Genomic DNA, 25,068 nt, shown 5'->3' with positions numbered 1-25,068 from the left:
TCACTTTCCCGGAGAGATCCATGCGTAACGATACCCGCGTCCTTTACACCGCCTACCTGGCCCAAGTTGCTGCCCTGAGCGGCGTGGCCTCGGCCCACGCGACCTTCGCTGTCGACCCCACTGTCCAGCAGAAGCTGGAATCCCGCATCCAGGAATCCAGCGACTTCCTGGCGGCAATCAACATGATCCCAGTCGATGAATTGATGGGGCAAAAGGTCGGCCTGGGCGTGTCTGGCACCATCGCCAGCCGTACCGATACCAGCGGTACCGCCAGCCGTAGCCCCCGCGACGTGGCCAGCACTGACAAGCAGGATTACAAGTGCGAGAAAACCGACTTCGACACCGCGATCCCCTACTCCCTGCTGGATACCTGGGCGAAGTTCCCGGATTTCCAGGCCAAGCTGCGTGACGCTATCGTCAAGCGCCAGGCCTTGGATCGGATGATGATCGGCTTCAACGGCACCAGTGCCGCCGCCACCACCAACCGCGCCACCAACCCGCTGCTCCAGGACGTCAACATCGGTTGGCTCCAGCAGTACCGCAACAATGCCCCTCAGCGCGTGATGAAGTCGGGCAAAGCCGCGGACAAGATCGTGATCGGCACCGGCGCCGACGCGGACTACAACAACCTGGACGCCCTGGTCTTCGATGCCATCAGCAGCCTGATCGATCCCTGGCACCGTAAAGATCCGGGCCTGGTGGTGATCCTCGGCCGCGACCTGATGCACGACAAGTACTTCCCGCTGGTGAACAAGGAGCAGCCCGCCTCCGAAAAGCTGGCCACCGACGTCATCCTGACCCAGCGCCGCATGGGTGGCCTGCAGCCCATCGAGGTGCCCTATGTCCCGGACAACGGGATGCTCATCACCTCGCTGCAAAACCTCTCGATCTACTACCAGATCGGTGGCCGTCGCCGCTTCGTCAAAGAAGCGCCGGAGAAAAACCGGGTCGAGAACTACGAGTCGAGCAACGACGCCTATGTGGTCGAGGACTACGGCCTCGGCTGTGTCGTCGAAAACATCAAGACGGGCACGTAAGCCATGGCCTCCTCTCCCGCGAAACGGCACTTCCTGGCGGTATCGGCGGCCCTCGCTGCCGCGGCAGCCGGGCCGGCCGACAGCATGGCGGGCCGTACCGTGTACGAGCAGCAGCTGGCTCAGCTGCTGCAGGACCGGCTGCGACTCAAGCAGGTGCAATCCACCCAGGCCAAGGCCGAGCTCAAGCGGCAGCTGCTCGGCGCGTATGCCGACTACGTCAGCGGCGTGCTCGAGGGTGGCAATGGCGCCCAGGACGAGGTGCTGGTCACCGTGATGATCTGGCGCATCGATGCCGGCGACTTCTGGGGGGCGCTCCACATCGCTGCCTACGTACTCAAGCATGGCCTGGTGATGCCGGATCGCTTCGCCCGGACCACCGGCTGCCTGATCGCTGAAGAGGTGGCCACCGCCGCTCTCAACGCCCAGAAAGCCGGCCAGCCGTTCGAACCGGACCTGCTGTTCTACACCGATGCGCTCACCGTCGAGCAGGACATGCCCGACGAGGCGCGCGCCAAGCTCTATCTGGCCATCGGCCGGGCCGAGCTCGAGGGCATCGATGAAGAGCGGCCGGGCACTGAGGGCCAGCTGGCTCGCGGCATCGCTGCGCTGCAGCGCGCCATCAGCCTGCACGACCGCTGCGGCGGCAAGAAAGACCTGGAACGGGCCGAGCGCCTGGCCAAGAAACATGCTGCCCCTGGCGGCTAACCGAGCGGTCCCCCGCAACCCCGCCGGCTCGGGGCGGATCGGCCAGGCCTAGCCTGGGACCGTGAAGCCCCGACCACCGGCGACCCATTCGAGAGCAGCACCATGAGCGGATTCGTTGCAGGCGGCACCGTCGCCAGCGGTCAGGTGGTGTCCGACCCCTTCTGGCCGGCGATCGAGCTGGACCAGGTCCGCGCGCGGTTGCGGATCGACAGCAGCGTCACCACGGAAAAGCTCAAGGCCGCCGTGATCGCCGCAGCCATCGCCGTCAACCGCGAGCTCGCCGGCTACCGCTTCGCCCAGGCCACCAGCGGCTACGCCACCCTGGCCGCCGTGCCCGGGCTGCTGGTCGATGGCGTCAGCGAGCGTGCCCACCTCTACCTGCGTGCGATCGATGCCGCCACCGCGGCCGAGGTCGCCGAGCGGTATCGGAGCTACGACAGCTCAAGCAAGGGCGACAAGGACGCCGAGGCGGAGACCCCCACCATCGACGACTACCGACGCGATCAGCGCTGGGCCATCCGCGACTTCCTGGGCCTGGCCCGGACCACCGTGGAGCTCATCTGATGGCCACCGTCGTGCGCGCCCAGCAAGGCGACACCCTGGACCGGATCTGCCTGCGGCATTACGGGCGCACCCAGGACGTCACCGAGGCCGCGCTCGACGCCAACCCGGGCCTGGCCGAGCTGGGCCTCATCCTGCCGATCGGCACCCCAATCACCCTGCCAGACGCCCCTGCCCAGGTCTCTGCCGGCATCGCCGCGCAGCAGCCGGTCAGCCTCTGGGACTAGATGAGAAACATCATGCCTGACCGTCCTGACTCCTGGGCCTGGTTCGCCACCTGGCTCGAACACAACTGGCCCGCCCTCTACGCCGCCATGGTCGCCTGCGTCATCGCGGGTCTCCGGATCGCCTACAGCGGCGGCACCCTGCGGCGCGTGCTGCTCGAGGCCCCGCTCTGCGGCGCCCTGGCCCTGGCCGCAAGCCACGGCCTCTCCCTGCTGGGCATCCCTGCCAGCACCGGCCCCTTCTGGGGCGGAATCATCGGACTGCTGGGCGTCGAGGGCACTCGCGCCGCGGCTAAACGCTTCGTCGAACGCAAGGTAGAAACGCAATGAACCAGCCCAAGATCCTGATCCTCGGCGCCCACGGCCTGGCCGTGCGCGACCTGCAGAAAGCCCTGGCCGCCGCCGGCTTCACCGTCGACCTGGATGGCAACTACGACGAGGGCACCGAGCACGCCGTCGAAGCCTTCCAGCGCTCTGTCGGCCTGGTGGCCGATGGCATCGCCGGCCCGAAGACCTTCGCCGCCCTGCTGGGCAAGCGCGACCCACTGCATCTGGGCTACGCCGACCTCGAGCTCGCGGCCAAGACCCTGGGCGTCCCCGTCGCGGCCGTCCAGGCGGTCAATGAGGTCGAGTCCAAGGGCGAAGGCTTCCTGGACAACGGCCGGGTGGTGATCCTGTTCGAGCGCCACGTCTTCTACCAGCGCCTGGTCAAGGCCCGCGGCCAGGCCGAGGCCGATCGCCTGGCAGCCCTCAACCCGAACCTGATCAACCCGAAGTCCGGCGGCTACGCCGGCGGCGCGGCCGAGTGGCAGCGCCTGACCTCAGCCCGCCAGATCGACGAGGCCTGCGCGCTGGAGTCGTGCAGCTGGGGCCTGTTCCAGGTCATGGGCTACCACTGGCAGGACCTGGGCTATGCCAGCGTCCAGGACTTCGTCACCCGCATGCAGACCAGCGAAGCCGAGCAGCTCGACGCCTTCGTCCGCTTCGTCAAGGCGGAGCCCGCGCTGCTAAAGGCGCTCAAGGCTGGCAAGTGGGCCGACTTCGCCCGCGGCTATAACGGCCCGGCCTACGCCCGCAACCTCTACGACGTGAAGCTCGAGCGCGCCTTCGCCCGCTACAGCGCCGCCGCCCCGGCTAAGGACGCCGCATGATCGCCATGGATGCTGCGCAGCGCATCAAACCGGTAGACGGCGACGTCTTCGTCTTGCCGGCCGGTGCCTCGATCGAGGACGCCGAGCACCTGGCCGAAGCCATCCAGGCCGCAAAGCCCGGGGTCCGCGCCGTCGTCGTAATGGGTGACCTCGAGCACCTGGACCAGGCGGCCATGGGCCGTGCTGGCTGGTACCGCCGATGATCAGCTGGAAGGAGAAGACGCTCTTCGCGCTCGCCCTGGCCCTGACGATCGCCATGCTGTGCCTGACCCTTTATTCGCAGGGCCTGCGCATCGACCAGGCCAACCAGCAGCGCGAGGCCGCTGAGGACCAGGTCACCCAGCTGACCGGGGATCGCGACCACCTCACCGCTACCCTCACCGAGCAGCGGGCCGCCCAGGCCCGGCTGCAGACCACCCAGACCGACCTGCGCCGCGAGATCGATGTCCGCAAGCGCCGGATCCAGGAGCTCGAAAATGAAAACGCCGACCTCAAGGCTTGGGCTGGCCAGCCTCTGCCTGCTGCTGCTCGCCGGCTGCGCCAGCGGCCCGTCCTCACCGGCGCCACGGCTTACCGTGAGTGGCTGTCCAGTGGTAACGCGCTGCCAGCTGCCGTCGACCGCCCCACGCAATAACGGCGAGCTCCTGAACGATAGCGAGGCCCTGGAGGCTGCCTGGGCCGACTGCGCTGCCCAGGTCGATATGGTCTATGACGCCCAGCAGGCCCACCCATGAACAAGCCCGAGAGCCTGCGCGCTCACCTGCTCGCCGCCGTGCCGGAGCTGCGCCACAGCCCGGACCGGCTGCTGGTCTTCATCGACAAGGGCAAGCTGCGCTGCACCGCCGCGGCCAGCCTGTCCTGGGAGTACGGCTACGAGCTCCAGGTCATCCTCACCGACTTCGCCGGCCACCCGGACGCGGTGATGCTGCCGCTCCTGGCATGGGTCCGGACGAACCAGTCCGAGCTCCTGGTCAACCTGGACAAATCCGCCCAGGGCATCGGCTTCGAGGCCGACATCCTGGACAACTCCAAGGTAGATCTAGCCATCACTCTGCCGCTCACCGAGCGCGTGGTCGTCAAGCATCAGCCCGATGGCACTTACCAGCTCAGCCACGCGCCGGAGCCGCAGTACACCGAGTACCAGGAGCCGGCCACCTGGAAGGTCTTCGCCGGTGACGAGCTCCTGGCCGAATGGCAATCCGGATCCGCCGGCGACGCCCTGGCACTGGAAACGCCGCACCCGGGCCGCAGCCGTGGCTGACATCGAGACGCTGGAGACCTGGCTATCGCCGCTGCTGCAGAAGCTCGACGGCCGCGGCCGGGCCCAACTGGCCCGCAAGGCCGCCCAGCAGCTGCGCCGCAGCCAGCAGCAGCGGATCCGTGCCCAGGTGAACCCGGACGGCTCGCCGTTCGAGGCGCGCAAGCCGCGGGATCTGCGCGGTAAGAAAGGCCGCATCAAGCGGCGCATGTTCGAGAAGCTGAAGATGGCCCGATACCTGAAGGCCAAGGGATCGCCACAACAGGCGGTGATCGGCTTCGCCGGCCGCGTCTCCCGCATCGCCCGCGTGCACCAGTACGGCCTGAAAGACCGCGCCGAGCGTGGGGCCCCCGAGGTCCGCTACGCCCGCCGCGAACTGATTGGCCTTACAGAAAGCGATTTGAAATTATTAAGAGATGACCTACTAGACGAGTTGATCTCTTGAATACAACTCATCGGGAGGATTCAGCACTTTCCGAACGTATTGTCCGTCCCAATCTAGAAACTTCGAAAGCTGAGCAGCTTCAACCAACTTCTTACCCGAAGGCGTTATCGCAACGGCAACCGCAAATGCATGCTTCCCATTCAATAAAGACATTCCGCGCAGCTCGCCAATCTGAACGGAAATAATCAGGTCTTTCTTTACAATATGGTGAAGATCGTTATCACCCCAAACCTCCCCAAGCTCATTGAACGCAGCAAGGATCAGAAGATGCCGATAGGTGAGCCTGTCAATACAGGAGAGCAACCAAGACGCATCATCCGCAGATATAGATGCGTCGAAGGCAACAGATGCCAGAAGCTCCCCTAAAACCTGAACCTTCTGCTCTTCATATTGAAGCTTTGCCTTGGTAAGTACGCCATCGAGTATTGTTTGAGCTTTAGGTATTGACCCTATAGGCGTCCGGAAAAAATCATCGTCTCTCAGTTCTTCGCCCGACGAAATCCTTTCTTGTATTCGCTCGGCACCTACCGCTACCGCACTGATGCTTCTAATTTCTTCACGGGTTGACATGGTTCGCTGTACAAAATCGACTAGCCCGCGAGTTATCGCCACCCCTGCCTGAGCCAATACCCCCCCAGTCGGATCTCCAACCGCTGTGGCAAGAAGCGGCCCTGCACCGGCGCCAGCAAGTTCAGCGCTGCGCTTTATGATTCCTGGCAGTTTGCTCTTCGCGTCCATGAAATTTCCTCCGCTTAGCTGGCACACACATTTGTAGCAGACCTGGCTACAACTGTAGCTGGCTGCACCTCGCGCGCGCGGCCGCCATCCTCCGCGGCATGACCGATATCGCCGCCCTTTCCCGCCTCATCGAGAACCTGTTCCGCCTCGGCACCGTTGCCGAGGTCGACCATGGCAGTCTCCCAGACAAGCGCCCTGCCCGGGTTCGGGTTCAGAGCGGCGACCTGCTGACCGGCTGGCTGCCCTGGGCCGCCCTGCGCGCCGGCACCACGCGCGACTGGGATCCGCCCACCGTGGGCGAGCAGGTCCTGGTCCTGAGCCCAAGCGGCCAGACCGCCCAGGGCGTCGCCATCACAGGCCTGTTCAGCGCCCTCGTTCCTGCCAACGGCGATCGCGCCGGCCTGCACCGCCGCACCTACCCAGACGGCGCCGTCGTCGAGTACGACAGCGAAGCCCATCGCCTGCGCGCCATCCTGCCCGAGGGCGGCGTCACCGACCTGACCAGCCCCGGCGGCATCAACATCATCGGCCCAATCAACCACCAGGGCGACTACACCCAGACCGGCAACCAGAACGTCACCGGCAAGGTCACCGTCAGCGAGGACGTGGTCGCCGCTGGCATCAGCCTGGTCAAGCACAAGCACGGCGGCGTCCAGAGCGGCGGTGCCCAGACTGGAGCGCCGGCATGAACCGAAGCACCGGCCTGAGCGTTACCGACCTCGAGCACCTGCAGCAGTCCGTGGCCGACATCCTCACCACGCCCATCGGCAGCCGCCTGATGCGTAGGGACTACGGCTGCGACCTGTTCAGCCTCATCGATCAGCCCCTCAACGGCGCCCTCGCCCTCCAGGCCAAGGCGGTGATCGTAATCGCCCTGCTGCGCTGGGAGCCGCGCATCAACCTCACCCGCATCGCCCTCGAACTCGGCGACGAGCCTGGCCAGGCCTTCGTTGACCTCGAGGGCTACAGCACCGTGACCAACACCGCCGTCAGCCTGCGGGCTCCGCTCACCCTGGGAGGCACCCGGTGACCACCTTCACCCCGATCGATCTCAGCCAGCTACCGGATCCGGCCGTCATCGAGGCGCTCGACTTCGAGACCCTGCTCGCCGCGCGCAAGGCCAAGATGGTCAGCCTCTGGCCCGTTGCCGAGCAGGCCACCATTGCCGCCCGCCTGCAGCTCGAATCCGAGCCGCTGACCAAGTTGCTGCAGGAGAACGTCTATCGCGAGCTGCTGCTGCGCCAGCGGGTCAACGAAGCGGCCCTCGCCACCATGCTGGCCAAGGCCACCGGGACCGACCTCGAGCAGATCGCCGCCGGCGTCAACCTGACTCGCCTGGTCGTTACCCCAGCCAACCCCAGCGCCGTGCCGCCCACCGCCGCGGTGATGGAAACGGACGACGCCCTGCGCGAGCGCGTGCAGATGGCCTGGGAAGGCCTGAGCGTCGCCGGCCCGCGCAATGCCTACATCCTGCACGCGCGCAACGCCAGCGGCCTGGTGGCCGATGCCAGCGCCACCAGCCCCAGCCCGGCCGCCGTAACCGTTACGGTCCAGGCCCTGACCGGCGACGGCACCGCCTCGGCCGACCTGCTGGCCACCGTCAGCAAGGCCCTCAACGACGAAGACGTCCGCCCAGTCGGCGATCGCCTGACCGTGCAATCCGCACAGATTCTCCGGTACCAGGTGACGGCCATCCTGCACCTGGCCAACACCGGCGCCGAGGCCGAGGTCATCCTGGCCACCGCCAAGAAGAACCTCGCCGCCTACGTCAATCAGCGGCGGCGCCTGGGCGTGCGAATCCCGCGGTCCGGCATCGATGCCGCGCTCCACGTCGCCGGCGTGGCCTGGGTCGAGCTGATCGGCTGGCAGGACGTCACGCCCACCGAAACTCAGGCGGCCTACTGCACCGCCACCAGCGTCACCGTGGGGAGCTAAGGCATGACTGCCCTGCTCCCACCCAACAGCACCCGCCTGGAGCGCCTGGCCGCCGAGGCGCTGGGTAGCATCGGCGACGTGCCAGTCCCGCTGCGCGACCTGGGCGATCCGGATCGCTGCCCAGTCGCCCTGCTGCCGTATCTGGCCTGGGCCCGTTCAGTGGATCGCTGGGACAGCACCTGGAGCGAGGCCACCAAGCGCCAGGTCATCAAGTCCGCCTACTTCGTCCACGCCCACAAGGGCACCATCGGCGCCCTGCGCCGGGTGGTCGAGCCGCTCGGCTATCTGATCCGCGTCCGCGAGTGGTGGCAGGAAAACCCGACCGGCACGCCCGGCTCCTTCCGCCTGGACATCGGCGTCCTGGACACCGGTATCACCGAGGCCATGTACGACGCCTTATCGCTCCTGATCGACGACGCCAAGCCGGTCAGCCGCCACCTCCTGGGCCTGGCCATTAGCCTCGAGGCCCGCGGCCCTGTAGGCCCGCACCTGGCCGCCTATGGCGGCGAGATCCTCACCGTCTACGCCTACCAACCCGAAGCCATCGTCGTCAGCGGCCAAGCCCTGCTGGGCGCCGGCGGTACCCATAGCATCGACACCCTGAGCATCTACCCATGAGCCAGACCTACTACGCCATCCTCACCGCCATCGGCGAGGCCAAGCTCGCCAACGCCGCGGCGCTCAACACCACCCTCAAGATCGCCAAGATGGCCGTAGGTGACGGCGGCGGCGTGGTCCCCACGCCCAACCGCAGCCAGACGGCGCTGGTCGGCGAGTGGTACCGCGCCGGCCTCAATACCCTGGCCGTGGATCCCAGCAACACCAGCCAGATCATCGCCGAGCTGGTGATCCCGGAAGCCACCGGCGGCAACTGGATCCGCGAGATGGGCCTCATCGATGCCGACGGCAACCTCATTGCCGTGGCCAACACCCCGCCCAGTTACAAGCCGCAGCTGGCCGAGGGCTCCGGTCGCACCCAGGTGCTGCGCATGGTGCTGATCGTCAGCAGCGCGAGCGCGGTGGAGCTCAAGATCGATCCCAGCGTGGTACTGGCCACCCGGCAGTACGTCGACGACGCCATCACCGTGGCCGTCAACCGCCTGGACAACAAGCAATCGGTGCGCGTGGCCACCACGGCCAATCTACCCCTGACCGGCACGCCCACCGTCGACGGGATCGCGCTGGCCGTGGGCGATCGCATCCTGGTCAAAAATCAGGACACCGCCAGCCAGAACGGACTCTACCTGGTCGCGGCCGGCACCTGGAACCGCGCCCTGGATGCCGACGCCAGCAGTGAGGTCACCCCGGGCCTCACCGTCTACGTCGAGCAGGGCGCCTCCCAGGGCGACACGATCTGGAAGCTGATCACCGATGCGCCCATCACCCTGGGCAATACCGCGCTGGCCTTCGCGGACATCACCAGCGGCTATGCGCCGCTCAGGTCGCCGGTATTCACCGACAGCCCTACCGCTCCTACGGCGGATCGCTTCGACAACTCCAAACGCCTAGTCACTACCGAGTTCGCCAAGCTGCGCGGCCTGGAGCTGTCCACGGTCAAGGTCGTGACTGCGGCCGGTACCACCTTGGCGGCGGCCGACGTCGGCAAGGCGATCCGTATCAGCCTTCCGGCCTCCGGCAGCATCGTGCTGCCTGCCACCGCCGATGTCCCCCAGGGCGCCACGCTCTTGCTCAAGAACGTATCGGCCGCCGCCTTGGTGGCACTGACGCCCGCCGGCGCCGACGCCTTGTCCCGGGCCGTCAAGCTGCTCCCCCTGACCTCCCTGCTGCTGGTGGCCGTGCCCGCCGAAGGCCTCTGGGCGGTATCGGCTGGCTCGGCCGAGGCGGTGGAAGCGCTGGCCACCGGCGTCGCTGGCCAGTGGGCCTTCCGCAACAAGCTCATCAACGGCAACTTCGACCTTTGGCAGCGCGGCACGTCATTCACCGCCGCCGGTTACTGCGCCGACCGCTGGAAGATCGACAGTGCCAGCAACGTCACTGTCTCGCGAGGCGCCGCCTCAGCGCCCTACGGCAAATTCGCCCTGCTGCTGACTCCCACGGCAGCCAGTAACCAGCTGGGCATCGCCCAAACGCTGGACGATTTCGTCGCCATTCCACTGATTGGCAAGCGGGCCACCTTCTCGTTCCAGGCGAATGCCGGTACCGCACAATCCGTGACCGCGTACATCCAGAAATCTGCCACTGCCGCCTCTTCAGTAGGCGGTCCTGGGGGCTGGAGCACTATCGCCACCAAGGTCTGTGCCATCGGTGCGGCAGCTCAAACCTTCACCATCAGCGCCGATGTGCCCAACGATGGGACGGCGAACGGTCTGCGTGTGGCGTTTTCCATCACCAACGCTACCAGTGGCGCGGGCGGTATCGGCATCTGGGGCTGTCAGCTCGAGGAAGGGGCAATCGCGACGCCATTCGAGTTCCGCCATCTGACGCTGGAAGCCGTGCTCTGCCAGGCCTATTACGAGGTGGGTAACTGTGCCTATGAGTCCTATGGCGCGAATCCCAACTACGGCAGCTACTGGCATCCCTGGACCGTGCGCAAGCGGGCAGCGCCCACGATAGCGCTGATCAACGCCTCCAGTGGAGCCAACTCAGGTACGCCAGCAGTAGCCGCCTCCAACCAGCAGGGTTTCAGACCCCGCGCCCTCTGTTCCACCACGGGCCAGCAAGTCTGGACCTGTGATTACGTCGCCGACGCGGAGCTGTAAATATGAATACCTACCGAATGGCCGAAGACGGCGTTATCCGTCTGGCAGACAGCGCCTTCATTCCTGCCGATGAGCGCAACAGTGACTATCAGCGCTATTTGGCCTGGACTGCCCAGGGCAACAAGCCTGAGCCCTTGATGTCCCTGTCGGAAGCGCAGACGTTCAAGGTAGCCGAGCTCGAAGCGGCTTGTGCAACCGAGATCGCCAGTGGCTTTGCTTCCGCGGCACTGGGGAAGGTCTATCAGTACCCAGCCAAGGCAACGGACCAAAGCAATCTGCAGGCGTCCGTGCTGGCCTCCCTCCTACCGGGCCTGGCTACGGACTGGACCACCCCCTTCTGGTGCCAGGACGCCGCCGGCACCTGGGCCTATCGCCCGCACACCGCTGCCCAGATCCAGCGCGTGGGCACCGATGGCAAGGACGCCATCAATGCCTGCATCGCCCAGAAGATTCTGCTCGAGCAGCAGGTCGCTAAGGCTAAGACCCTGGCCGAGGTCGAAGCCATCACCTGGACGGCGGCGCAGTGATCCGCCTGGCTCTGTACAAGGCGCCGGGCGATACCTACGACCGTCTAATCCGCGCCTGGACCCGCAGCCCCTACTCACACTGTGAGCTGGTGCTGCCGGACGGCCATTTCGTCACCAGCTCTCCCCGGGACGGCGGCGTGCGCGCCAAGGTGATCGACCAGGATCCCGCGGTCTGGGACTTCCTGCCCCTGCCCTGGATCCAGGCCGCTCACGTCGAGCAGTTGCTCGAGCAGGAAGGCGGTGCCGGCTACGACTGGCTCGGCATTCTCGGCAGCCAGATCCTGCCGGCCGGTATCCAGAGCCGGTCGCGGTGGTTCTGTTCGGAGTTCTGCGCCCACGTCCTGGACCTGGAGCAGCCCCAGCGTTACAGCCCTGGGCAACTGGCTGAGGCTGTCCGCTGGGCCTCGAATCTTGGCCCTCTTGTGTAGCGGCCACCCCTACACATCCCGCCCCGCGACCCGCGCGCGCGGATCCGCCAGCCTGTGCAGCGTCACCTACCCACCTGCGCAGGCTTATCCCCCATGGCTGACTACCATCACGGCACGCGAGTCCAAGAGATCAATCTGGGCACGCGGTCCATCTCCACCGTTTCTACCGCCATCGTTGGCATGGTCTGCACCGGCAGCGATGCCGATGCCACCGCCTTTCCCCTCAACACCCCGGTCCTGCTGACCAACGTCCAGGGCTCCGTCGACAAGGCCGGCACCAAAGGCACGCTCGCGGCCTCCCTGCAGGCGATCGCCGACCAGGCCAAGCCCATGACCGTCGTGGTACGCGTGGCCGAAGGCGCCACCGCAGCCGAGACCACCTCGAACATCATCGGCGGCGTCACTGCGGGCAAATACACCGGCATGAAAGCCCTGCTCGCCGCCAAGGCGCAGCTCGGCGTGGTCCCCCGTATCCTGGGCGTGCCCGGCCTGGACACCCAGCCCGTCACCACCGCCATGATCGCCATCGCCAAACAACTGCGGGGCTTCGTCTACGCCAACTGCAATGGCTGCGCCACCAAGGAAGAAGCCGTCGCCTACCGCAACCAGTTCGGCGCCCGCGAGCTCATGCTGCACTGGCCCGAATTCCTGGCCTGGTCCACCACCGAGAACAAGACCGTCACCGTCAATGCCACCGCCCGGGCTCTGGGCCTGCGTGCGCAGCTAGACCGCGACATCGGCTGGCACAAGACCCTGTCCAACGCCACCGTCGAAGGCGTGACCGGCATCAGCAAGGATGTCTTCTGGGACCTGCAGGACACCGCGACTGACAGCGACTACCTCAACAGCAACGAGGTGACCACGCTGATCAACCACGACGGCTATCGCTTCTGGGGCTCTCGCACCTGCAGCGAGGATCCGCTCTTCGCCTTCGAGAACTACACCCGCACCGCCCAGGTGCTGGCCGACACCATGGCCGAGGCGCATTTCTGGGCCGTGGACAAGCCGATGCACCCGAGCCTGGTGCGCGACCTGGTCGAGGGCATCAACGCCAAGTTCCGCGAGCTGACCCGCCAGGGCTACCTGCTCGGCGGCGAGTGCTGGTACGACGCCGATGCCAACGAGAAAGAGTCGCTCAAGGCCGGCAAGCTCTTCCTGGACTACGACTACACCCCCGTCCCGCCGCTGGAAGACCTAACCCTGCGCCAGCGCATCACCGACCGCTTCCTGGCTGACTTCGCGACCCGCGTAAACGCCTGATCCTGATCACCCGGCGCCCCCTGGGGCGTCCTCTGGAGAGCTGCCAACATGGCCATGCCCCGCAAACTCAAGAACCTCAACCTCTTCAACGACGGCAACAGCTACCTCGGCATCGCCAAGGGCTGCACCCTGCCGCCCCTGGGCCGCAAGATGGAAGCCTTCCGCGGCGCCGGCATGAACGGCCCGGTCAAGGCCGACCTCGGCTTCTCCGACGATGGCATCCAGCTGGAGTGGACCCTGGGCGGCCTGGATCTCGTCGCCCTAAAGCAATTCGGCGCCGTGGGCGCCGCAGCCGTGCCCCTGCGCTTCGCCGGCGCCTACCAACAGGACGACACCGGCGACGTCAGCGCGGTGGAGATCGTCGTCCGCGGCCGCCACGAAACCATCGACATGGGCGAGGCCACGCCCGGTGAAGACACCGAGCACAAGATCACCACCACCTGCAGCTACTACAAGCTGACCGTGGACGGCCAAACCGTCATCGAGATCGACCTTCTGGCCTTCGTCGAGAACGTCGGCGGCGAGGATCGTCTGGCCAAGCAGCGCGCCGCCCTCGGCATCTGATCTCTCCCCTTCCCGGCCCGCTCTGGCGGGCCAGCCCTGCCCTATTACCTGGAGTACTACCATGAGCACCACCACCCCCGAGCACGTCGTCGTCCTGGACCAGCCCATCGTCCGCGGCGAGACCACCATCGAGCAGATCACCCTGCGCAAGCCCAACGCCGGCGAGCTACGCGGCATCACCTTGTCCGACCTGCTGCAGCTGGACGTCAATGCCATCGTCCGCGTGACCCCGCGCATCAGCCAGCCGACCCTCACCGAGGCGGAGCTCCGCGGCATGGATCCGGCCGACCTGGTCGACGTGGGCGGGAAGATCGCTGGTTTTTTGCTGAAGAAGTCCGACAAGGCGGCGCTCTACCCCGCCACGTAGAGGATGCGATGGCGGATCTCGCCATCACCTTCCACTGGCAACCGGCCCAGCTCGATGCGTTGGGCCTCGCTGAATTGATGGACTGGCGCGAGCGCGCCCGCAAACGAGTCGCCCCTGATGGCCAATGACCTGCAGATCCGCGTCCTCTTGTCCGCCCTGGACAAGGTCACGGCCCCACTCAAACGCATCGCCGGGGGCGGCAACGCGACCGCCCGGGCGCTCAAGGCCGCCCGGGACCGGGTCAAGGAGCTGAACCAGCAGCAGCAAGACATCAGCGCCTACCAGCGCCAGCGCGAGGCCGTGCGCCAGAGCGCCGAGGCGCTCGCCAAGGGCCAGGAGAAGCTGCGGTCCTACCGCGAGCAGCTCAAGTCCATGGACGCCCCGTCAGCCGCTTTCCAGAAGACCTTCGCCAACGCGGCGGCAGCTGTCGACAAGCTGCAGGCCAAGCACACCGCCCAGCGCACCGAGCTGCAGCGCCTGCTGCCGATCATGCGCGCCAGTGGCGTCGACACCCGCGACCTCGGCGCCGCCCAGGCGCGGCTGCAGGCACAGATCACCAACGCCAATACGGCGATCGACACCCAGAAGAACAAGCTCGAGCGCCTCAATCGGACCCAGGAGAAGCTGGCCGCCGCCCGTGGCAAGCTCAAGCGCGGCCAGGAGTTCGCCGGCAATGCCGCCATGGCTGGAGCCAGCTCTGCCGCCACCGGCGCTGCGATCGGCGGCCCGGTGCTGGGCATGCTCAAGGCCTTCGCCCCGGCCGAGGACGCCGCCACCCAGCTGCGCGCCTCGCTGATGCAAAGTGATGGCTCAGTCCCCAAGGAATTCAAGGAGATCTCCGACCTGGCCACGCGCCTGGGCGATCGCCTGCCCGGTACCACCGCCGAATTCCAGGAAATGATGACCATGCTGGTGCGTCAGGGCATGGCGGCCAAGACCATTCTCGGTGGCTTGGGTGAGGCGGCCGCCTACCTGGGTGTCCAGCTCAAGATGCCAGTCACCGAGGCCGCGGAGTTCGCCTCCAAGATGCAGGACGCCACCCGCACTAGCGAAAAAGACCTCATGGGGCTGATGGACACCATCCAGCGCGGCTTCTACCTGGGCGTCGACTCCAACAACATGCTGGAGGGCTTTAGCAAGGTCAGCCCGGCCCTGGACATCATCAAGAAGGAAGGCCTAGAGGCTGCCAAGGCGCTGGCACCTATCCTCATCCAGCTCGACCAGGCCAGCATGGAAGGCAGCGCCGCCGGTAATGCCCTGCGCAAGATCTTCCAGGCCGGCATGAAGACGGACAAGGTCGACAAGGCCAACAAGGCGCTCAAGGGCAAGGGCATCAAGCTCGACTTCACCGATGGTAAGGGCGAATTCGGCGGGATCGAGAAGCTCTACGCCGAGCTCAAGAAGCTGGGCAAGCTCAACACCGAGACGCGCCTCAACGTCCTGGGCACCATCTTCGGCGATGACGCTGAGACCCTCACGGCCCTCAACAACATGATGTCCAAGGGCATCGAGGGCTACCGCGAGACCCAGGCCAAGATGGAACAGCAGGCAGGCCTGCAGATGCGTGTCAACGAGCAGTTGGGCACCTTGTCCAACGTCTGGGAGGCCGCGACCGGTAGCTTCACCAATGCCCAATCGGCCTGGGGTGAGACGGTAGCCCCGGATCTCAAGCGCCTGATCACATGGGTAGGCGATATGGCCGCGGCAACCGGTGCCTGGGCCCGCGAGAATCCTGTCCTCGCCGGCAACCTGGTCAAGGTGGCCGCGGTGCTGTCTGCCGTCTCGATCGCCTTCGGCACCGTTGCCCTGGGGCTGGCTGGCGTGCTGGGTCCCTTCCTAGCGCTGCGCTTCATGCTCGCCCAGGTTGGTATCCGCCTACCGAACCTGATTGGCCTGCTGTTCAACCTCGGCAAGGGCGCCCTGCCCCTGGTGGCCGCAGGCTTCCGGCTGCTCGGCGCCGTGGTGATGGCCAACCCCATCGCCGCCGTCATCTTCGGCCTGGTCACCGCTGGCACCCTGCTCTACGCCAACTGGAGCACCATTGCGCCGTGGTTCAAAGGGATCTGGGAGGAGATGAAGCTGGGCGCAAGTGGTGGTATTACCGGAATCGCCAAGCTGATCCTGGACTTCTCGCCGATCGGCCTCTTCTACCGGGCCTTCGCCGCGGTGATGAACTACTTCGGCGTCGAGCTCCCGGCCAAATTCACCGACCTCGGCGGCATGATGATGCAGGGTCTGGTCAACGGCATCACCAGCGGCCTGGGTGCGGTGAAGAACGCGGTCATGGGCGCCGGCGAGAGCGCGATCAACTTCTTCAAGGAGAAGCTGGACATCCACTCGCCGTCCCGCGTCTTCGCCTCCCTGGGCGAGTTCACCATGCAGGGCCTGGCCATCGGCCTGGGCAAGGGGGAAGGCAGTCCGCTGGCCCAGATTGCCGACACCGCCAAGCGCATCGCCAGCGCCGGCGCGGTCGCCCTGGGCATCGGCACCGCCACCACTCCCGCGCTGGCCAACGGCATCACCTTCGACGACCGGCCCGCGATGTCCGCTGCAGCCCCTGCTGCCCCGGCGGGCGGTGACGTCTACAACATCACCATCAACGCTGGTGCCGGTACGGACGCCCAGGCCATCGCCCGCGAGGTCCAGGCCGCCCTGGCCCGTATCGAAAGCCAGAAAGCCGCCCGCGGCCGCAGCAGCCTCAGAGACAGGACCTGACCACCATGATGATGGCCCTCGGCAACTTCATCTTCAGCCTCTACACCCTCGCCTACCAGGAGCTGCAGCGGCAAACCGACTACCGCCACGCCAGCAGCTCCCGCGTCGGCGCCGCGCCGGCGCGCCAGTTTCTCGGCAAGGGCGACGACAGCATCACCCTGCCCGGCTGGCTCGCCCCGGAGCTCGCCGGCACGCCCAGCAGCCTGGATGTACTGCGCTACATGGCCGGTTCCGGCGGCGCTTGGCCGCTGATCGAGGGCAGCGGGCGGATCTACGGGCTCTGGGTTATCGAGAGCATCACCGAGACCAAGACGCTCTTCTTCCAGGACGGCACCCCGCGCCGTATCGAATTCAGCATCACCCTCAAGCGCGTCGACGATGACACCGGCCGCGAGCTGCTTGGCGCCGGCCTCGCCGGCATGGGCACCCTGCTGAGGAAACTGCTGTGATCCAGGAGCTGCTCGACACCGCCACCGGCCAGCTGCGCACCCTCGGCCGCGACCTAGTGCAGGGCGCCAGCTACCCCCAGGCGCGCTACCAGATCCTGGTCGACGGCAAGGACATCAGCGCCCTCATCGCGCCGCGGCTGATCAGCCTGGACCTGACGGACAACCGCGGCCTCGAGGCCGACCAGTTGAGCCTGGTGCTGTCCGACCACGACGGCCTGCTGGCCATCCCGCCCCGGGGCGCCAAGATTCGCCTCTGGCTGGGCTGGTCCACCACCGGACTGATCGACAAGGGCAGCTACATTGTCGACGAGACCGAGCACAGCGGCGCTCCCGACGTGCTGAGCATCCGCGCCCGCAGCGCCGACCTGCGCAAAGGCCTCAAGACCAAACGGGACCAGAGCTACAGCGCCACCACCCTGGGCGCCGTGCTGCGAGTCCTGGCCGCGCGCCAGGGCCTCACCCCGCTCATCGCGCCCGACCTCGAGGCGCAGCAGGTCCTGCAGCTGGATCAGACAGGGGAATCGGACGCCAACCTGCTGACCCGCCTGGGCGAGGACTATGACGCAGTGGCCACCGTGAAAGCGGGCCGGCTGCTGTTCCTCCCGGCCGGCGGCGGCAAGTCGGTCAGCGGCGCCGATCTGGGCCACGTCACCCTCACCCGCCAGGACGGCGACCAACACAGCTACCTGCAGGCCGATCGTGAGAGCTACGACGCCGTGCGCGCCTTCTACTACGACGTCAACAGTGCGAAGAAGAAGGAGGCCATCGCCGGCGGCGGCGAGAACGTGAAGGATCTACGCCACACCTACACCGACGAGCTCTCCGCGCTGCGCGCCGCCCGGGCCGAGTGGAACCGCCTGCAGCGCGGCACCGCCACCCTCACCTACCAGCTCGCCCTGGGCCGGCCTGAGCTCATGCCCGAGCTCACCTACACCCTTCAGGGCGTGAAGGCCGAGATCGACGCCATCATCTGGTACGGGGGGAACGTGCAGCACAGCCTCACGGCGGACGGCGGCTACACCACGCGCCTGGAGCTGGAAGCCAAGCTGCCGGAGGACCTGGTCGCCGACCTGGTCGACGAGATCCAGGGCGATTACACCGGCATCATCGCCTACTACCGCGATCCCAAGACCGGCAAGGAGCACACGCTCACCGAGGGCGACCAGAGCAAGCCGCGGCGACTAAGGCACCTGTACGCGACCAAGGCGACGGCGAAGCGCGCGGTGGAGCGGGAGTGGCGCAGGTTGGTGACATCATCACTATGAGAGCTTGCGCCAGTATCAGCCAACATTGATAAATTGGCTCGTCTTGCTAAAGATTTCTGATCTTAGACCGACTCCTATATAACGGCTGCCTTCGGTGAAAAAAGTAATCGGCGCCACTGAATCAACCTTATAGAAAACCTCAAGGATAGAAAATGTTTTCTTTTGACATCTCCAACTTGGCAACCACATTAAAAGAGACGTCTTTCCAATCTTCGCTTATCAATCGATTCTTTAAATCAAGCGCAACGTATAATTCTTTGCTTCTAAAAAATACGCCTACAAAATTTATAAAACTAGACAAGGCAGGGCGAATATTCAGATCTGATAGAAGTTTATTTATACGATCAATCTCTATTTACTTCGAAAATCCTGACAAAAAAACTGAGTCCTTAAAGGTCTCGATTATGAATCAGAAGGGGGAATTGATAGATTCACCAGGTACACGACAGGGCCATGGAGATCGAGTAGTATTCTTCCCGGAAAGTTTCTCAAGTCAATTTGAAATCAAGTACTCGGGCATAGGCATAAGACCAAAAGCCACAAAAATTGAAGTTTTCGGCCTTGACTTCGAAAGCATTGAAAAGCAAAGGACTACAATTGCCCGATTTTTTGATGCCGCTTTTCAAGTTGAGAGGGAACTTGCGAAGGCGTCGACAGAAATTGAGACTCTGTCTTCTAAATACTCTGAGCTGAAAGAGAACATAGAGCGCGACACCAACCTCCTTACTGTTGCCACAGCTGAACTCGAAGAGAAGCAGAATAAAATCAGCGAACTGGTGGAGCAGAGCTTTGAGTTGAGCAATAACATTAAGCTTCAGCGAGATAGCCTTAAAGGGATTGCCGAGACAGAAATTCAAAAGAACAATAACATCGAACAACTCGATAAAAAAACCCAAGTCCTGAATATCGAGATTGCGGATCGACAACGAGAGCTCTCAGCCATAATAAATGATAGAAACCTCATATCAGACGAGTACAAAGATTACGTTCGCGAAGGCAAAAGCCAATCTCGCATTTACGGACTCTATCTCGCAGCATCGTTAGCTATCGCCATTATCGCATTGTCATTGCTTTACACCGGAGCTAAAGACCTTCTCGTACATCCATTTGAGGATGCCCAAGGGGTATTTGCATCTTTCATCTTGAGATTACCATTTGCTGCGGTAATGAGCGGAACATTGCTAGCCTCATTGGCGCTTGCGAGATTTATGTTCAGAAGAATACTATCCATCAACGAAGAAAGACTTACTCTTGCAAAGCTCCTCATCTTGGCCAAGGAGACAGTATTCTCTACAGCTGAAGCTACAAACATTTCAGCTGATGAGAAGTTCAGGACTAGGGTTGAGGTTAAGCTTGAGATGCTTAAAGCATACCTAGCTAACAGCCTCGGCAACTTTAGTATCAAGCTTGCTCCCAATGCGGACGACAAGAACGTCGATTCAGGACAGGCGATAGATCAAAAGGATGCTACTACCGTAGAGTCTGCGGGCATAGACAAGTCAGACGCCCTTAAAAAGATCGAACCTAGCGTCTAGGTTAATCACCCTGCCCGCGGCAACTCCCCCCACCGCGTCGTATACCCCCGCGACAGCAGTTCCCGCCGCATCTGCCACCCCGGATCGGCGGGCACCCGCCCCACGTGCAGCGCCGCCCGCCCGTACCGCGCATTGATCCGGTCCACCACCTGCATCAGCTCGCTCGGGCGCCCCTGCCCGGCCGGGGCGAAGAGATCCGGCGTGAACTCGTCCGTCTGCACGATGCTGCCCAGCACCACGGCGCACTTCGAGTAGGCATAGCCCTCGCGATAGATGGGGTCCAGGCCAGCCAGGGCGACCTGCACCAGGATGCGGGTGTCGTCGGTTGGGTGAGCTAGCTGGATGCCCAGGCTACGGTAATAGCGGCGCTCCTCGGGTTCGTGCTGGCCGGTCTGCACGCTCACCAGTAGCGTGGAGCACAGCGACCCCTGCTCCCGCAGCTTCTCGGCCGCCCGGGTCACGTAGGTGGCCATGGCCTCGCGCAGCGCTTCCAGGCGGTACACCCGGTGACCGAACATCCGCGAGCTGATGATCTCCTTCTTCAGCGGCGGCGCCTCGTGCAGGCGCATCCACTGTTCGCCGCGCAGCTCCCGTGCCGTCCGCTCCAAGACGCGGGAGAACTCCTTGCGCAGCATCGATAGATCCGCCCGGGCCAGGTCCTCGGCCGTGGTGATGCCGAGCCCCTGCAGGCGAGTGGTCAGCTTGCGGCCCACGCCCCACACATCGCCTGCCGGCGCCAGCGGCAGCAAGCGTCCCTGCCGCAGCGAATCGGTGAGGTCCACTACCCCACCGGTAGCGCGCCAGGTCTTCCCGGCCCATTGCGCGAGCTTGGCCAGCGTCTTGGTCGTCGAGATCCCCACGCCAACCGGGATGCCGACCCAGCGCCGGACCCGCGCCTGGATCTCCCGGCCGAGCGCGTCGAGGTCGCCCGGCATACCAGTGAGATCCGCCCAGCATTCGTCGATGGAGTACACCTCCAGGTCCGGCACCATGCCCTGGATGGTCCGCATCACCCGATTCGAGACGTCGGCATAGAGCTCGTAGTTGGAGCTGAAGACGGCCACGTTGTGCTGCCGCAGGAAGGCTCGATTCTGGAAGTACGGCACGCCCATGCCGATGCCGAGGGCCTTCGCCTCCCGGCTCCGGGCGATCACGCATCCGTCGTTGTTCGACAGCACCACCACCGGCCGCCCGTTCAGCTCTGGCCGGAACAGCCGCTCGCAGCTGCAGTAGAAGGAGTTGCAGTCGATCAACGCGTAGACGCTCATGGCCGCAGGTCTCGCATCAGGAAGTCCACCACGCCCCAGAGCTCCACTTCGCCGATCAGGTCGAGCGGCCGCGGGTGGCCATCACGCCCTATCGTCGCCAGCAGCTGGTTCCGCTCTTGGGTGGTCAGCACCGTGCAGAGCCGGTGCTCACAGTCGGCCACCACGATCACGGCCCGCCCCGGCTCAACGTCGCCGGCACGGTCCACGACCAGGACGTCCCCCTGGTGGATGCTCAGCCCTGCCAAGGCCTCGCTGTTCACCAGCCAGAGCCAGAGGTTCGGCGCGCCCCAACCAATCGCCTCGTCGATCGAGAGTGGCACCTGCGCGTGATCCTCGGCTGGGCTCTGGAAGCCGGTGATCTTCAGCCGCGCCTGGGAGAGCGCGAGCTGCGCGAGTCTGCGACCCCGTGTCTTGAAAGCGTCCATGATGGCACCTTGATACTGTACGTTTAAACAGTATAGGTGCTGGCTTCAGAAAGAGGTCAACAGACGAAGCGACGAATGGTGTCTACTGGCGGTGAGGTAAGGGACCGGCAGCCCACCGCAGGCTGCGCGTCAGAAGCAGGATGCGCCCTTGATCGGCGCTGGAAAGGTGACGGAAGGCATCGAGCATCTCTCGCTCGACCTCCACCAGGCGCATAGCGTCTTCTCGACGTTGTCGCGGCTCTGCCCGGGTATAACTCACCTGCTCCATGGTTGCACGACCCTCACATTACTGTATTTGCATACAGTACATTTTGTGACGTAGGTCGCCAACCCTTAAGGGTTACTTAATACGAAAAGCCCGGCGTAGAGGCCGGGCTTGCAGATCAGGACTTGGGACAGCGGGCAAGCGCTCGCTGGATCATCTCCGTAGGTGGCGGGACTTTCCAGGTCGTGCCAGTGCCAACCGATTTCGGATCGTCGCGCCAGATCTCGGTCAAATCACGCCAGCCCATCTTCGCTGCCTTGGACCGTGCTGATCCATTGACGGCGTAGGTGGTGTTGCCAACGCGCACCACGGTATAAGCCGGTGGCTCGCAGTCCAGCAGCACGGCAGGCACGGTAAAGGGCCAATCCTGGCCGTACTCTTCTGCCGTGATCTTCTCGCCATGTGCAGCGGACGGCGCACCCAGAACCTTGATGAAAAACCAACCCGCGACCGTGATGAACGCCAGGCCGTAGAAGTAGTGCTTCATACGGATACCTGGATTCTTGACCCCACAACCAGGGCAAACCCTGGCCGTCGGCGCCACCTGGTGGCCACAGGTCTTACAGGGCGTCAGCGCCATGCGACACCTCCTGAAAAGGAGGCAGGGAGGCAACTCGCGAGCGATCGATGGTGATGGGTCATGGAACTACTCCTTGTGGAATCCATGCTTCCCGGCCCCCATGGCCGGGGCCGACAGGGCTTACGCCTTGCCGGAATCCAGTGCGCCGTCTGCTGCAGCCAGGGCGAAGGCCATACGGCGCGCGGCGTCTTTGCTTGTATCGGACATTCCTCGAAAGTGCCGCAGGAGCTCCGCCTCATCTGAATTGAGGCTGTCCACAGTCGTTGGCGTAGGTGTCCCAAAGAGTACGAAATTGACATCGATTCCGAGAGAAGCAACCGCAATCAGGTAGCTAGCATCGGGATTGCGCTCGCCTTTTTCGTAACCAAGCTGGGTGTTTTTAGCAATCCCAACAGCCACGGCCAAGTCGGTTTGGCTGAGGCGTAACCGCGTCCGTTCATCCCTCAAGCGTGAACCGATGGTCATAAAATTCGTACCTTACTCCCTTGACAGGTCCTAAATATCGGACCAATCTGCGCATCACCCACCCATAATCACACGATTTTGCACCATGGCCGAAACCTACGCTACCGACCAAGCCTGCAAAGAAGCCCGCGCCCGACTGGAGATGCAGGGGATGTCCGTAAAGGACTTCGCGATCCAGCATCAGCTGAACCCCAGTACCGTTTACGCGGTGATTAACGGGCAGAAGAAATGCCTTCGCGGCGAAGCGCATCGAGCCGCTGTACTGCTGGGTATCAAGCAGGGAGCTATCCCGGCGCAAGTTGCAGCAGAACGATAGGGCCGAACGGCCCAGGGAGATACTGGAAGATGAAACGCCCCGCCCTAGAAACCCGCCGCCAGGTCATCAGTGCCGTGATCTGTGCATATCCCGGTGGTCGCGAATGCGCCGCAGCCCGCCTAGGCCTGCCGCTCAAAAAATTCGATAACCACGCCTACGAGACCGCCGGCTGCCGCCCGCTGAGTGATGCCCAGATCCTGCTGCTCGAGCAGGAGACCGGCACCACCCACCTGGTGGACTACCTGGCCTCTCAGTACGGCGGCTTTTTCGTGCGCCAGGCCGAGATCGGCGACCTGGACAACCTGGACCTCTACGCCCGCTCGGTGAAGACCGCCGTCAAACGTGGCCTGGTGGACCAGATCATCGGCCAGGCGCTGGAGGACGGCGTGATCGATGAGAAGGAGGTCGAGCAGATCCTCAGCGCGCATCGCCGGCACATGGCGGCACGCGAGGAAGAGGTCTGGGCGGTGATCACGCTGCACGCGGCCAGAGGCAGCGGCCGCAAGCACTAGCCACAAGACACACCCTGAAAGCCTGCCAGGACGGCGGGCACGAAGTCGGCGCGGAGCGCCAGAAACCGGCAAGGCCGGAGCCGCCAAAGGCGGCAGGGAAGATAGATGTCTTTATTCAAGAAACCGAAGAAAGGGCAATTTTGGTGCTGTTTTTGCGGCGCGCCCTTGGTCTGCCGGACCAGTTGGTTCGCCCACATGTTCCTGCGTCAGCAGGTATTTCAGTGCCACTTCGCGCCCTGCAGCGCATCGTTTTACGCCCGCACCGAGCTGACCCATCTAGCCAGCCAAAGCGGCCTACCGAATGCACCAGCCTGTGAGTTGCCGCCCAGCACCAACCATCTCAGGCGGATGGCGCAGAAGGTATACGAGAACAACCTGGTCATCCGTGAAGAGCAGCTCAATCTGCTCCAGGAAGAGCACGAAGAAGACCAGCAGCACGTCAGAGAGGACATCGCATCGTGACCACTACCAACCACCCCGCCGACTACCTCGACACCATGCAGGCCGCTGCCCTGGCCTACCTGCGCAACCACGAAGCCAAGCACCTCGGCCGCAGCCAGGCCTTGCAGGATGCCGCCGCCGCGCACCTGCAGCTGATGAGCGTGCCCCAGCATACCGCCGAGCGCCTGGTCGCCCGCGCCAGTGATCAACTCGAAGCCCTCAAGGGCCACCGCTTCCTTGACATTGATGCCAGCACCGGCGACGTCGTCGTCCTGGTCAATCCGGCCACTGGCCTGCGCTACTGCATCCCGGTCGTGGAGATCTTCGACGCCCTGATCGACGAAGACCCTGGCACGCGACAGAACGCCTCCCGCTAAGCCCCTAAATACCTGATCCATGCCCGCCTTGCGTGGGTATGGGTGAACTGCGCCTTTTTGCAGCGAGAAACATCATGCCGAACACCCTCAACGTCCAGCTCGAGCTGCCGGCCGAAGCCGCCGAAGCCTTCGCCCGCTGGCTTCAAGGCCGAGCCGACTACACCGTCCAGCAGCACTGGGGTGAGCCCCGCTACGTGTGTATCGAGGACCTCACCAACCGCCGCGCCGCCATCCTCCGCCGCTTCCCCTCCCAGCTCGCCGCTGACCAGACCGCCCGCTTGATCCGCGCTCAGCTCGCCACCCAGGAGGCCAACTGATGCGCCGCCAGCTCGATGTCACCCTTCACCGCAACGCCGGCCAGCCCCTGGTCTTTTCCAATGACGGCGCCCTGGGCAAGGAAGACTTCTGGACCCCTGCCGAGCTGCGCGAGCTTGCCCGCGCCTTGAACATCCTGGCCACCGACGCCGAACGCCATGAGGGCGGTGACCTGCGCCTGGTGCGCGACCTCGGTACCGGCCGCGCGGCGGAGTTCTGA

At 64.5% G+C, this 25,068-nt stretch carries 36 protein-coding genes and 1 pseudogene; 32 read left to right on the top strand and 5 right to left on the bottom strand.

Translation table 11 applies throughout. From position 1 onward, the window contains the following. The first annotated feature begins 20 nt into the window (after positions 1-20). The 11 genes and pseudogenes from QKY98_RS05900 (at position 21) to QKY98_RS05850 (ending at position 5,381) form a co-directional block, all read left to right on the top strand. Positions 21-1,037, top strand: a complete 1,017-nt coding sequence (locus tag QKY98_RS05900) for a phage major capsid protein, P2 family (protein WP_284670516.1) — start codon at positions 21-23, stop codon at positions 1,035-1,037. 3 nt (positions 1,038-1,040) lie between these two features. Beyond that, positions 1,041-1,742 (top strand): phage terminase small subunit, encoded by a 702-nt coding sequence (gene gpM / locus QKY98_RS05895; protein ID WP_284670515.1) that lies wholly within the window; start codon positions 1,041-1,043, stop codon positions 1,740-1,742. A 102-nt stretch (positions 1,743-1,844) separates the two neighbouring features. Continuing rightward, positions 1,845-2,306 carry a head completion/stabilization protein gene (locus tag QKY98_RS05890; RefSeq protein ID WP_284670514.1) on the top strand — a complete coding sequence of 154 codons (462 nt, stop codon included), beginning with the start codon at positions 1,845-1,847 and terminating at the stop codon, positions 2,304-2,306. Beyond that, entirely contained in the window at positions 2,306-2,530 is a 225-nt protein-coding gene (locus tag QKY98_RS05885) for a tail protein X (RefSeq protein ID WP_284670513.1), read from the top strand. The genes QKY98_RS05890 and QKY98_RS05885 overlap by 1 nt, the downstream gene beginning before the upstream one ends. A gap of 12 nt (positions 2,531-2,542) precedes the next feature. After that, positions 2,543-2,857 carry a phage holin, lambda family gene (locus QKY98_RS05880; protein WP_115946757.1) on the top strand — a complete coding sequence of 105 codons (315 nt, stop codon included), beginning with the start codon at positions 2,543-2,545 and terminating at the stop codon, positions 2,855-2,857. Continuing rightward, on the top strand, positions 2,854-3,678 hold the full coding sequence (locus QKY98_RS05875) for an N-acetylmuramidase domain-containing protein (protein ID WP_284670512.1): 825 nt from the start codon (positions 2,854-2,856) through the stop codon (positions 3,676-3,678). The genes QKY98_RS05880 and QKY98_RS05875 overlap by 4 nt, the downstream gene beginning before the upstream one ends. After that, positions 3,675-3,881 (top strand): hypothetical protein, encoded by a 207-nt coding sequence (locus QKY98_RS05870; protein ID WP_181085913.1) that lies wholly within the window; start codon positions 3,675-3,677, stop codon positions 3,879-3,881. The genes QKY98_RS05875 and QKY98_RS05870 overlap by 4 nt, the downstream gene beginning before the upstream one ends. Beyond that, positions 3,878-4,231 (top strand): annotated as a pseudogene (locus QKY98_RS05865) (Rz-like lysis system protein LysB); the annotation flags it as partial. The gene QKY98_RS05870 and the pseudogene QKY98_RS05865, both read left to right, overlap by 4 nt. Beyond that, positions 4,155-4,412, top strand: a complete 258-nt coding sequence (gene lysC / locus QKY98_RS05860; RefSeq protein WP_284670511.1) for an Rz1-like lysis system protein LysC — start codon at positions 4,155-4,157, stop codon at positions 4,410-4,412. The pseudogene QKY98_RS05865 and the gene lysC, both read left to right, overlap by 77 nt. Further along, entirely contained in the window at positions 4,409-4,939 is a 531-nt protein-coding gene (locus QKY98_RS05855; RefSeq protein WP_284670510.1) for a phage tail protein, read from the top strand. Before lysC ends, QKY98_RS05855 begins: the two co-directional genes overlap by 4 nt. Next, on the top strand, positions 4,932-5,381 hold the full coding sequence (locus QKY98_RS05850; RefSeq protein WP_284670509.1) for a phage virion morphogenesis protein: 450 nt from the start codon (positions 4,932-4,934) through the stop codon (positions 5,379-5,381). Before QKY98_RS05855 ends, QKY98_RS05850 begins: the two co-directional genes overlap by 8 nt. Here the strand turns inward: QKY98_RS05850 and QKY98_RS05845 are convergent. Next, positions 5,361-6,119 (bottom strand): hypothetical protein, encoded by a 759-nt coding sequence (locus QKY98_RS05845; protein WP_284670508.1) that lies wholly within the window; start codon positions 6,117-6,119, stop codon positions 5,361-5,363. The genes QKY98_RS05850 and QKY98_RS05845 overlap by 21 nt on opposite strands. Before the next feature lie 98 nt (positions 6,120-6,217). Between QKY98_RS05845 and QKY98_RS05840 the strand changes: the two genes are divergently transcribed. The 15 genes from QKY98_RS05840 (at position 6,218) to QKY98_RS05770 (ending at position 19,884) form a co-directional block, all read left to right on the top strand. Continuing rightward, a complete protein-coding gene (locus QKY98_RS05840) occupies positions 6,218-6,808 on the top strand; it encodes a phage baseplate assembly protein V (RefSeq protein ID WP_284670507.1) in 591 nt (196 codons plus the stop codon). After that, entirely contained in the window at positions 6,805-7,149 is a 345-nt protein-coding gene (locus tag QKY98_RS05835) for a GPW/gp25 family protein (protein ID WP_284670506.1), read from the top strand. Before QKY98_RS05840 ends, QKY98_RS05835 begins: the two co-directional genes overlap by 4 nt. Further along, positions 7,146-8,054: a baseplate J/gp47 family protein gene (locus tag QKY98_RS05830; RefSeq protein WP_284670505.1), complete on the top strand. Its 909-nt coding sequence runs from the start codon at positions 7,146-7,148 to the stop codon at positions 8,052-8,054. Before QKY98_RS05835 ends, QKY98_RS05830 begins: the two co-directional genes overlap by 4 nt. A 3-nt stretch (positions 8,055-8,057) precedes the next feature. Beyond that, complete coding sequence (locus QKY98_RS05825; RefSeq protein ID WP_284670504.1) at positions 8,058-8,672, top strand: phage tail protein I; 615 nt, start codon at positions 8,058-8,060, stop codon at positions 8,670-8,672. After that, on the top strand, positions 8,669-10,774 hold the full coding sequence (locus QKY98_RS05820; protein WP_284670503.1) for a phage tail protein: 2,106 nt from the start codon (positions 8,669-8,671) through the stop codon (positions 10,772-10,774). Before QKY98_RS05825 ends, QKY98_RS05820 begins: the two co-directional genes overlap by 4 nt. A 17-nt stretch (positions 10,775-10,791) precedes the next feature. Then, on the top strand, positions 10,792-11,301 hold the full coding sequence (locus QKY98_RS05815) for a DUF4376 domain-containing protein (protein ID WP_284670502.1): 510 nt from the start codon (positions 10,792-10,794) through the stop codon (positions 11,299-11,301). After that, the gene (locus QKY98_RS05810; RefSeq protein WP_284670501.1) at positions 11,298-11,729 is read left to right on the top strand and encodes a hypothetical protein; all 432 of its coding nucleotides are present in this window, start codon (positions 11,298-11,300) and stop codon (positions 11,727-11,729) included. Before QKY98_RS05815 ends, QKY98_RS05810 begins: the two co-directional genes overlap by 4 nt. Positions 11,730-11,822: 93 nt before the next feature. After that, entirely contained in the window at positions 11,823-12,989 is a 1,167-nt protein-coding gene (locus QKY98_RS05805; protein ID WP_284670500.1) for a phage tail sheath protein, read from the top strand. Between the two features lie 48 nt (positions 12,990-13,037). Then, positions 13,038-13,553: a phage major tail tube protein gene (locus QKY98_RS05800; protein ID WP_059226006.1), complete on the top strand. Its 516-nt coding sequence runs from the start codon at positions 13,038-13,040 to the stop codon at positions 13,551-13,553. Positions 13,554-13,614: 61 nt separating this feature from the next. Beyond that, positions 13,615-13,920, top strand: a complete 306-nt coding sequence (locus QKY98_RS05795) for a phage tail assembly protein (RefSeq protein WP_284670499.1) — start codon at positions 13,615-13,617, stop codon at positions 13,918-13,920. Positions 13,921-13,928: 8 nt separating this feature from the next. Next, positions 13,929-14,048 carry a GpE family phage tail protein gene (locus QKY98_RS05790; protein WP_082706862.1) on the top strand — a complete coding sequence of 40 codons (120 nt, stop codon included), beginning with the start codon at positions 13,929-13,931 and terminating at the stop codon, positions 14,046-14,048. Further along, positions 14,038-16,635, top strand: a complete 2,598-nt coding sequence (locus QKY98_RS05785; RefSeq protein WP_284670498.1) for a phage tail tape measure protein — start codon at positions 14,038-14,040, stop codon at positions 16,633-16,635. The genes QKY98_RS05790 and QKY98_RS05785 overlap by 11 nt, the downstream gene beginning before the upstream one ends. 5 nt (positions 16,636-16,640) lie before the next feature. After that, the gene (locus tag QKY98_RS05780; protein ID WP_284670497.1) at positions 16,641-17,084 is read left to right on the top strand and encodes a phage tail protein; all 444 of its coding nucleotides are present in this window, start codon (positions 16,641-16,643) and stop codon (positions 17,082-17,084) included. Beyond that, entirely contained in the window at positions 17,081-18,349 is a 1,269-nt protein-coding gene (locus QKY98_RS05775) for a phage late control D family protein (RefSeq protein ID WP_284670496.1), read from the top strand. The genes QKY98_RS05780 and QKY98_RS05775 overlap by 4 nt, the downstream gene beginning before the upstream one ends. Before the next feature lie 152 nt (positions 18,350-18,501). After that, complete coding sequence (locus QKY98_RS05770) at positions 18,502-19,884, top strand: hypothetical protein (protein ID WP_284670495.1); 1,383 nt, start codon at positions 18,502-18,504, stop codon at positions 19,882-19,884. Between the two features lie 5 nt (positions 19,885-19,889). Here QKY98_RS05770 and QKY98_RS05765 read toward each other — a convergent pair whose 3' ends face one another. The 4 genes from QKY98_RS05765 to QKY98_RS05750 form a co-directional block, all read right to left on the bottom strand. Further along, on the bottom strand, positions 19,890-21,152 hold the full coding sequence (locus QKY98_RS05765) for a Y-family DNA polymerase (RefSeq protein WP_115946739.1): 1,263 nt from the start codon (positions 21,150-21,152) through the stop codon (positions 19,890-19,892). Further along, positions 21,149-21,577, bottom strand: a complete 429-nt coding sequence (locus tag QKY98_RS05760) for a LexA family transcriptional regulator (protein WP_284670494.1) — start codon at positions 21,575-21,577, stop codon at positions 21,149-21,151. The genes QKY98_RS05765 and QKY98_RS05760 overlap by 4 nt, the downstream gene beginning before the upstream one ends. Before the next feature lie 383 nt (positions 21,578-21,960). After that, positions 21,961-22,329 (bottom strand): DUF2511 domain-containing protein, encoded by a 369-nt coding sequence (locus QKY98_RS05755; RefSeq protein WP_284670493.1) that lies wholly within the window; start codon positions 22,327-22,329, stop codon positions 21,961-21,963. Between the two features lie 213 nt (positions 22,330-22,542). Continuing rightward, positions 22,543-22,887 carry a helix-turn-helix domain-containing protein gene (locus tag QKY98_RS05750; RefSeq protein WP_284670492.1) on the bottom strand — a complete coding sequence of 115 codons (345 nt, stop codon included), beginning with the start codon at positions 22,885-22,887 and terminating at the stop codon, positions 22,543-22,545. An 85-nt stretch (positions 22,888-22,972) separates the two neighbouring features. Between QKY98_RS05750 and QKY98_RS05745 the strand changes: the two genes are divergently transcribed. The 6 genes from QKY98_RS05745 to QKY98_RS05720 all read left to right on the top strand — a co-directional run bounded on the left by QKY98_RS05745 (position 22,973) and on the right by QKY98_RS05720 (position 25,068). Beyond that, positions 22,973-23,203: a DNA-binding protein gene (locus QKY98_RS05745; RefSeq protein ID WP_284670491.1), complete on the top strand. Its 231-nt coding sequence runs from the start codon at positions 22,973-22,975 to the stop codon at positions 23,201-23,203. 29 nt (positions 23,204-23,232) lie between these two features. Then, positions 23,233-23,715, top strand: a complete 483-nt coding sequence (locus tag QKY98_RS05740) for a YmfL family putative regulatory protein (protein WP_284670490.1) — start codon at positions 23,233-23,235, stop codon at positions 23,713-23,715. Positions 23,716-23,820: 105 nt separating this feature from the next. Then, the gene (locus QKY98_RS05735; protein WP_284670489.1) at positions 23,821-24,177 is read left to right on the top strand and encodes a hypothetical protein; all 357 of its coding nucleotides are present in this window, start codon (positions 23,821-23,823) and stop codon (positions 24,175-24,177) included. Beyond that, positions 24,174-24,533 carry a hypothetical protein gene (locus tag QKY98_RS05730; RefSeq protein WP_284670488.1) on the top strand — a complete coding sequence of 120 codons (360 nt, stop codon included), beginning with the start codon at positions 24,174-24,176 and terminating at the stop codon, positions 24,531-24,533. The genes QKY98_RS05735 and QKY98_RS05730 overlap by 4 nt, the downstream gene beginning before the upstream one ends. 74 nt (positions 24,534-24,607) lie before the next feature. Further along, a complete protein-coding gene (locus QKY98_RS05725) occupies positions 24,608-24,850 on the top strand; it encodes a hypothetical protein (protein WP_284670487.1) in 243 nt (80 codons plus the stop codon). After that, positions 24,850-25,068, top strand: a complete 219-nt coding sequence (locus QKY98_RS05720; RefSeq protein ID WP_284670486.1) for a hypothetical protein — start codon at positions 24,850-24,852, stop codon at positions 25,066-25,068. Before QKY98_RS05725 ends, QKY98_RS05720 begins: the two co-directional genes overlap by 1 nt.

Origin of the sequence: Pseudomonas sp. HR1, from assembly GCF_030175875.1 — a bacterium.
GTDB classification, from domain to species: domain Bacteria; phylum Pseudomonadota; class Gammaproteobacteria; order Pseudomonadales; family Pseudomonadaceae; genus Chryseomonas; species Chryseomonas oryzihabitans.
The sequence above is the reverse complement of the archived record's forward strand: the minus strand, read 5'-3'. Positions and strand labels throughout refer to the sequence as shown.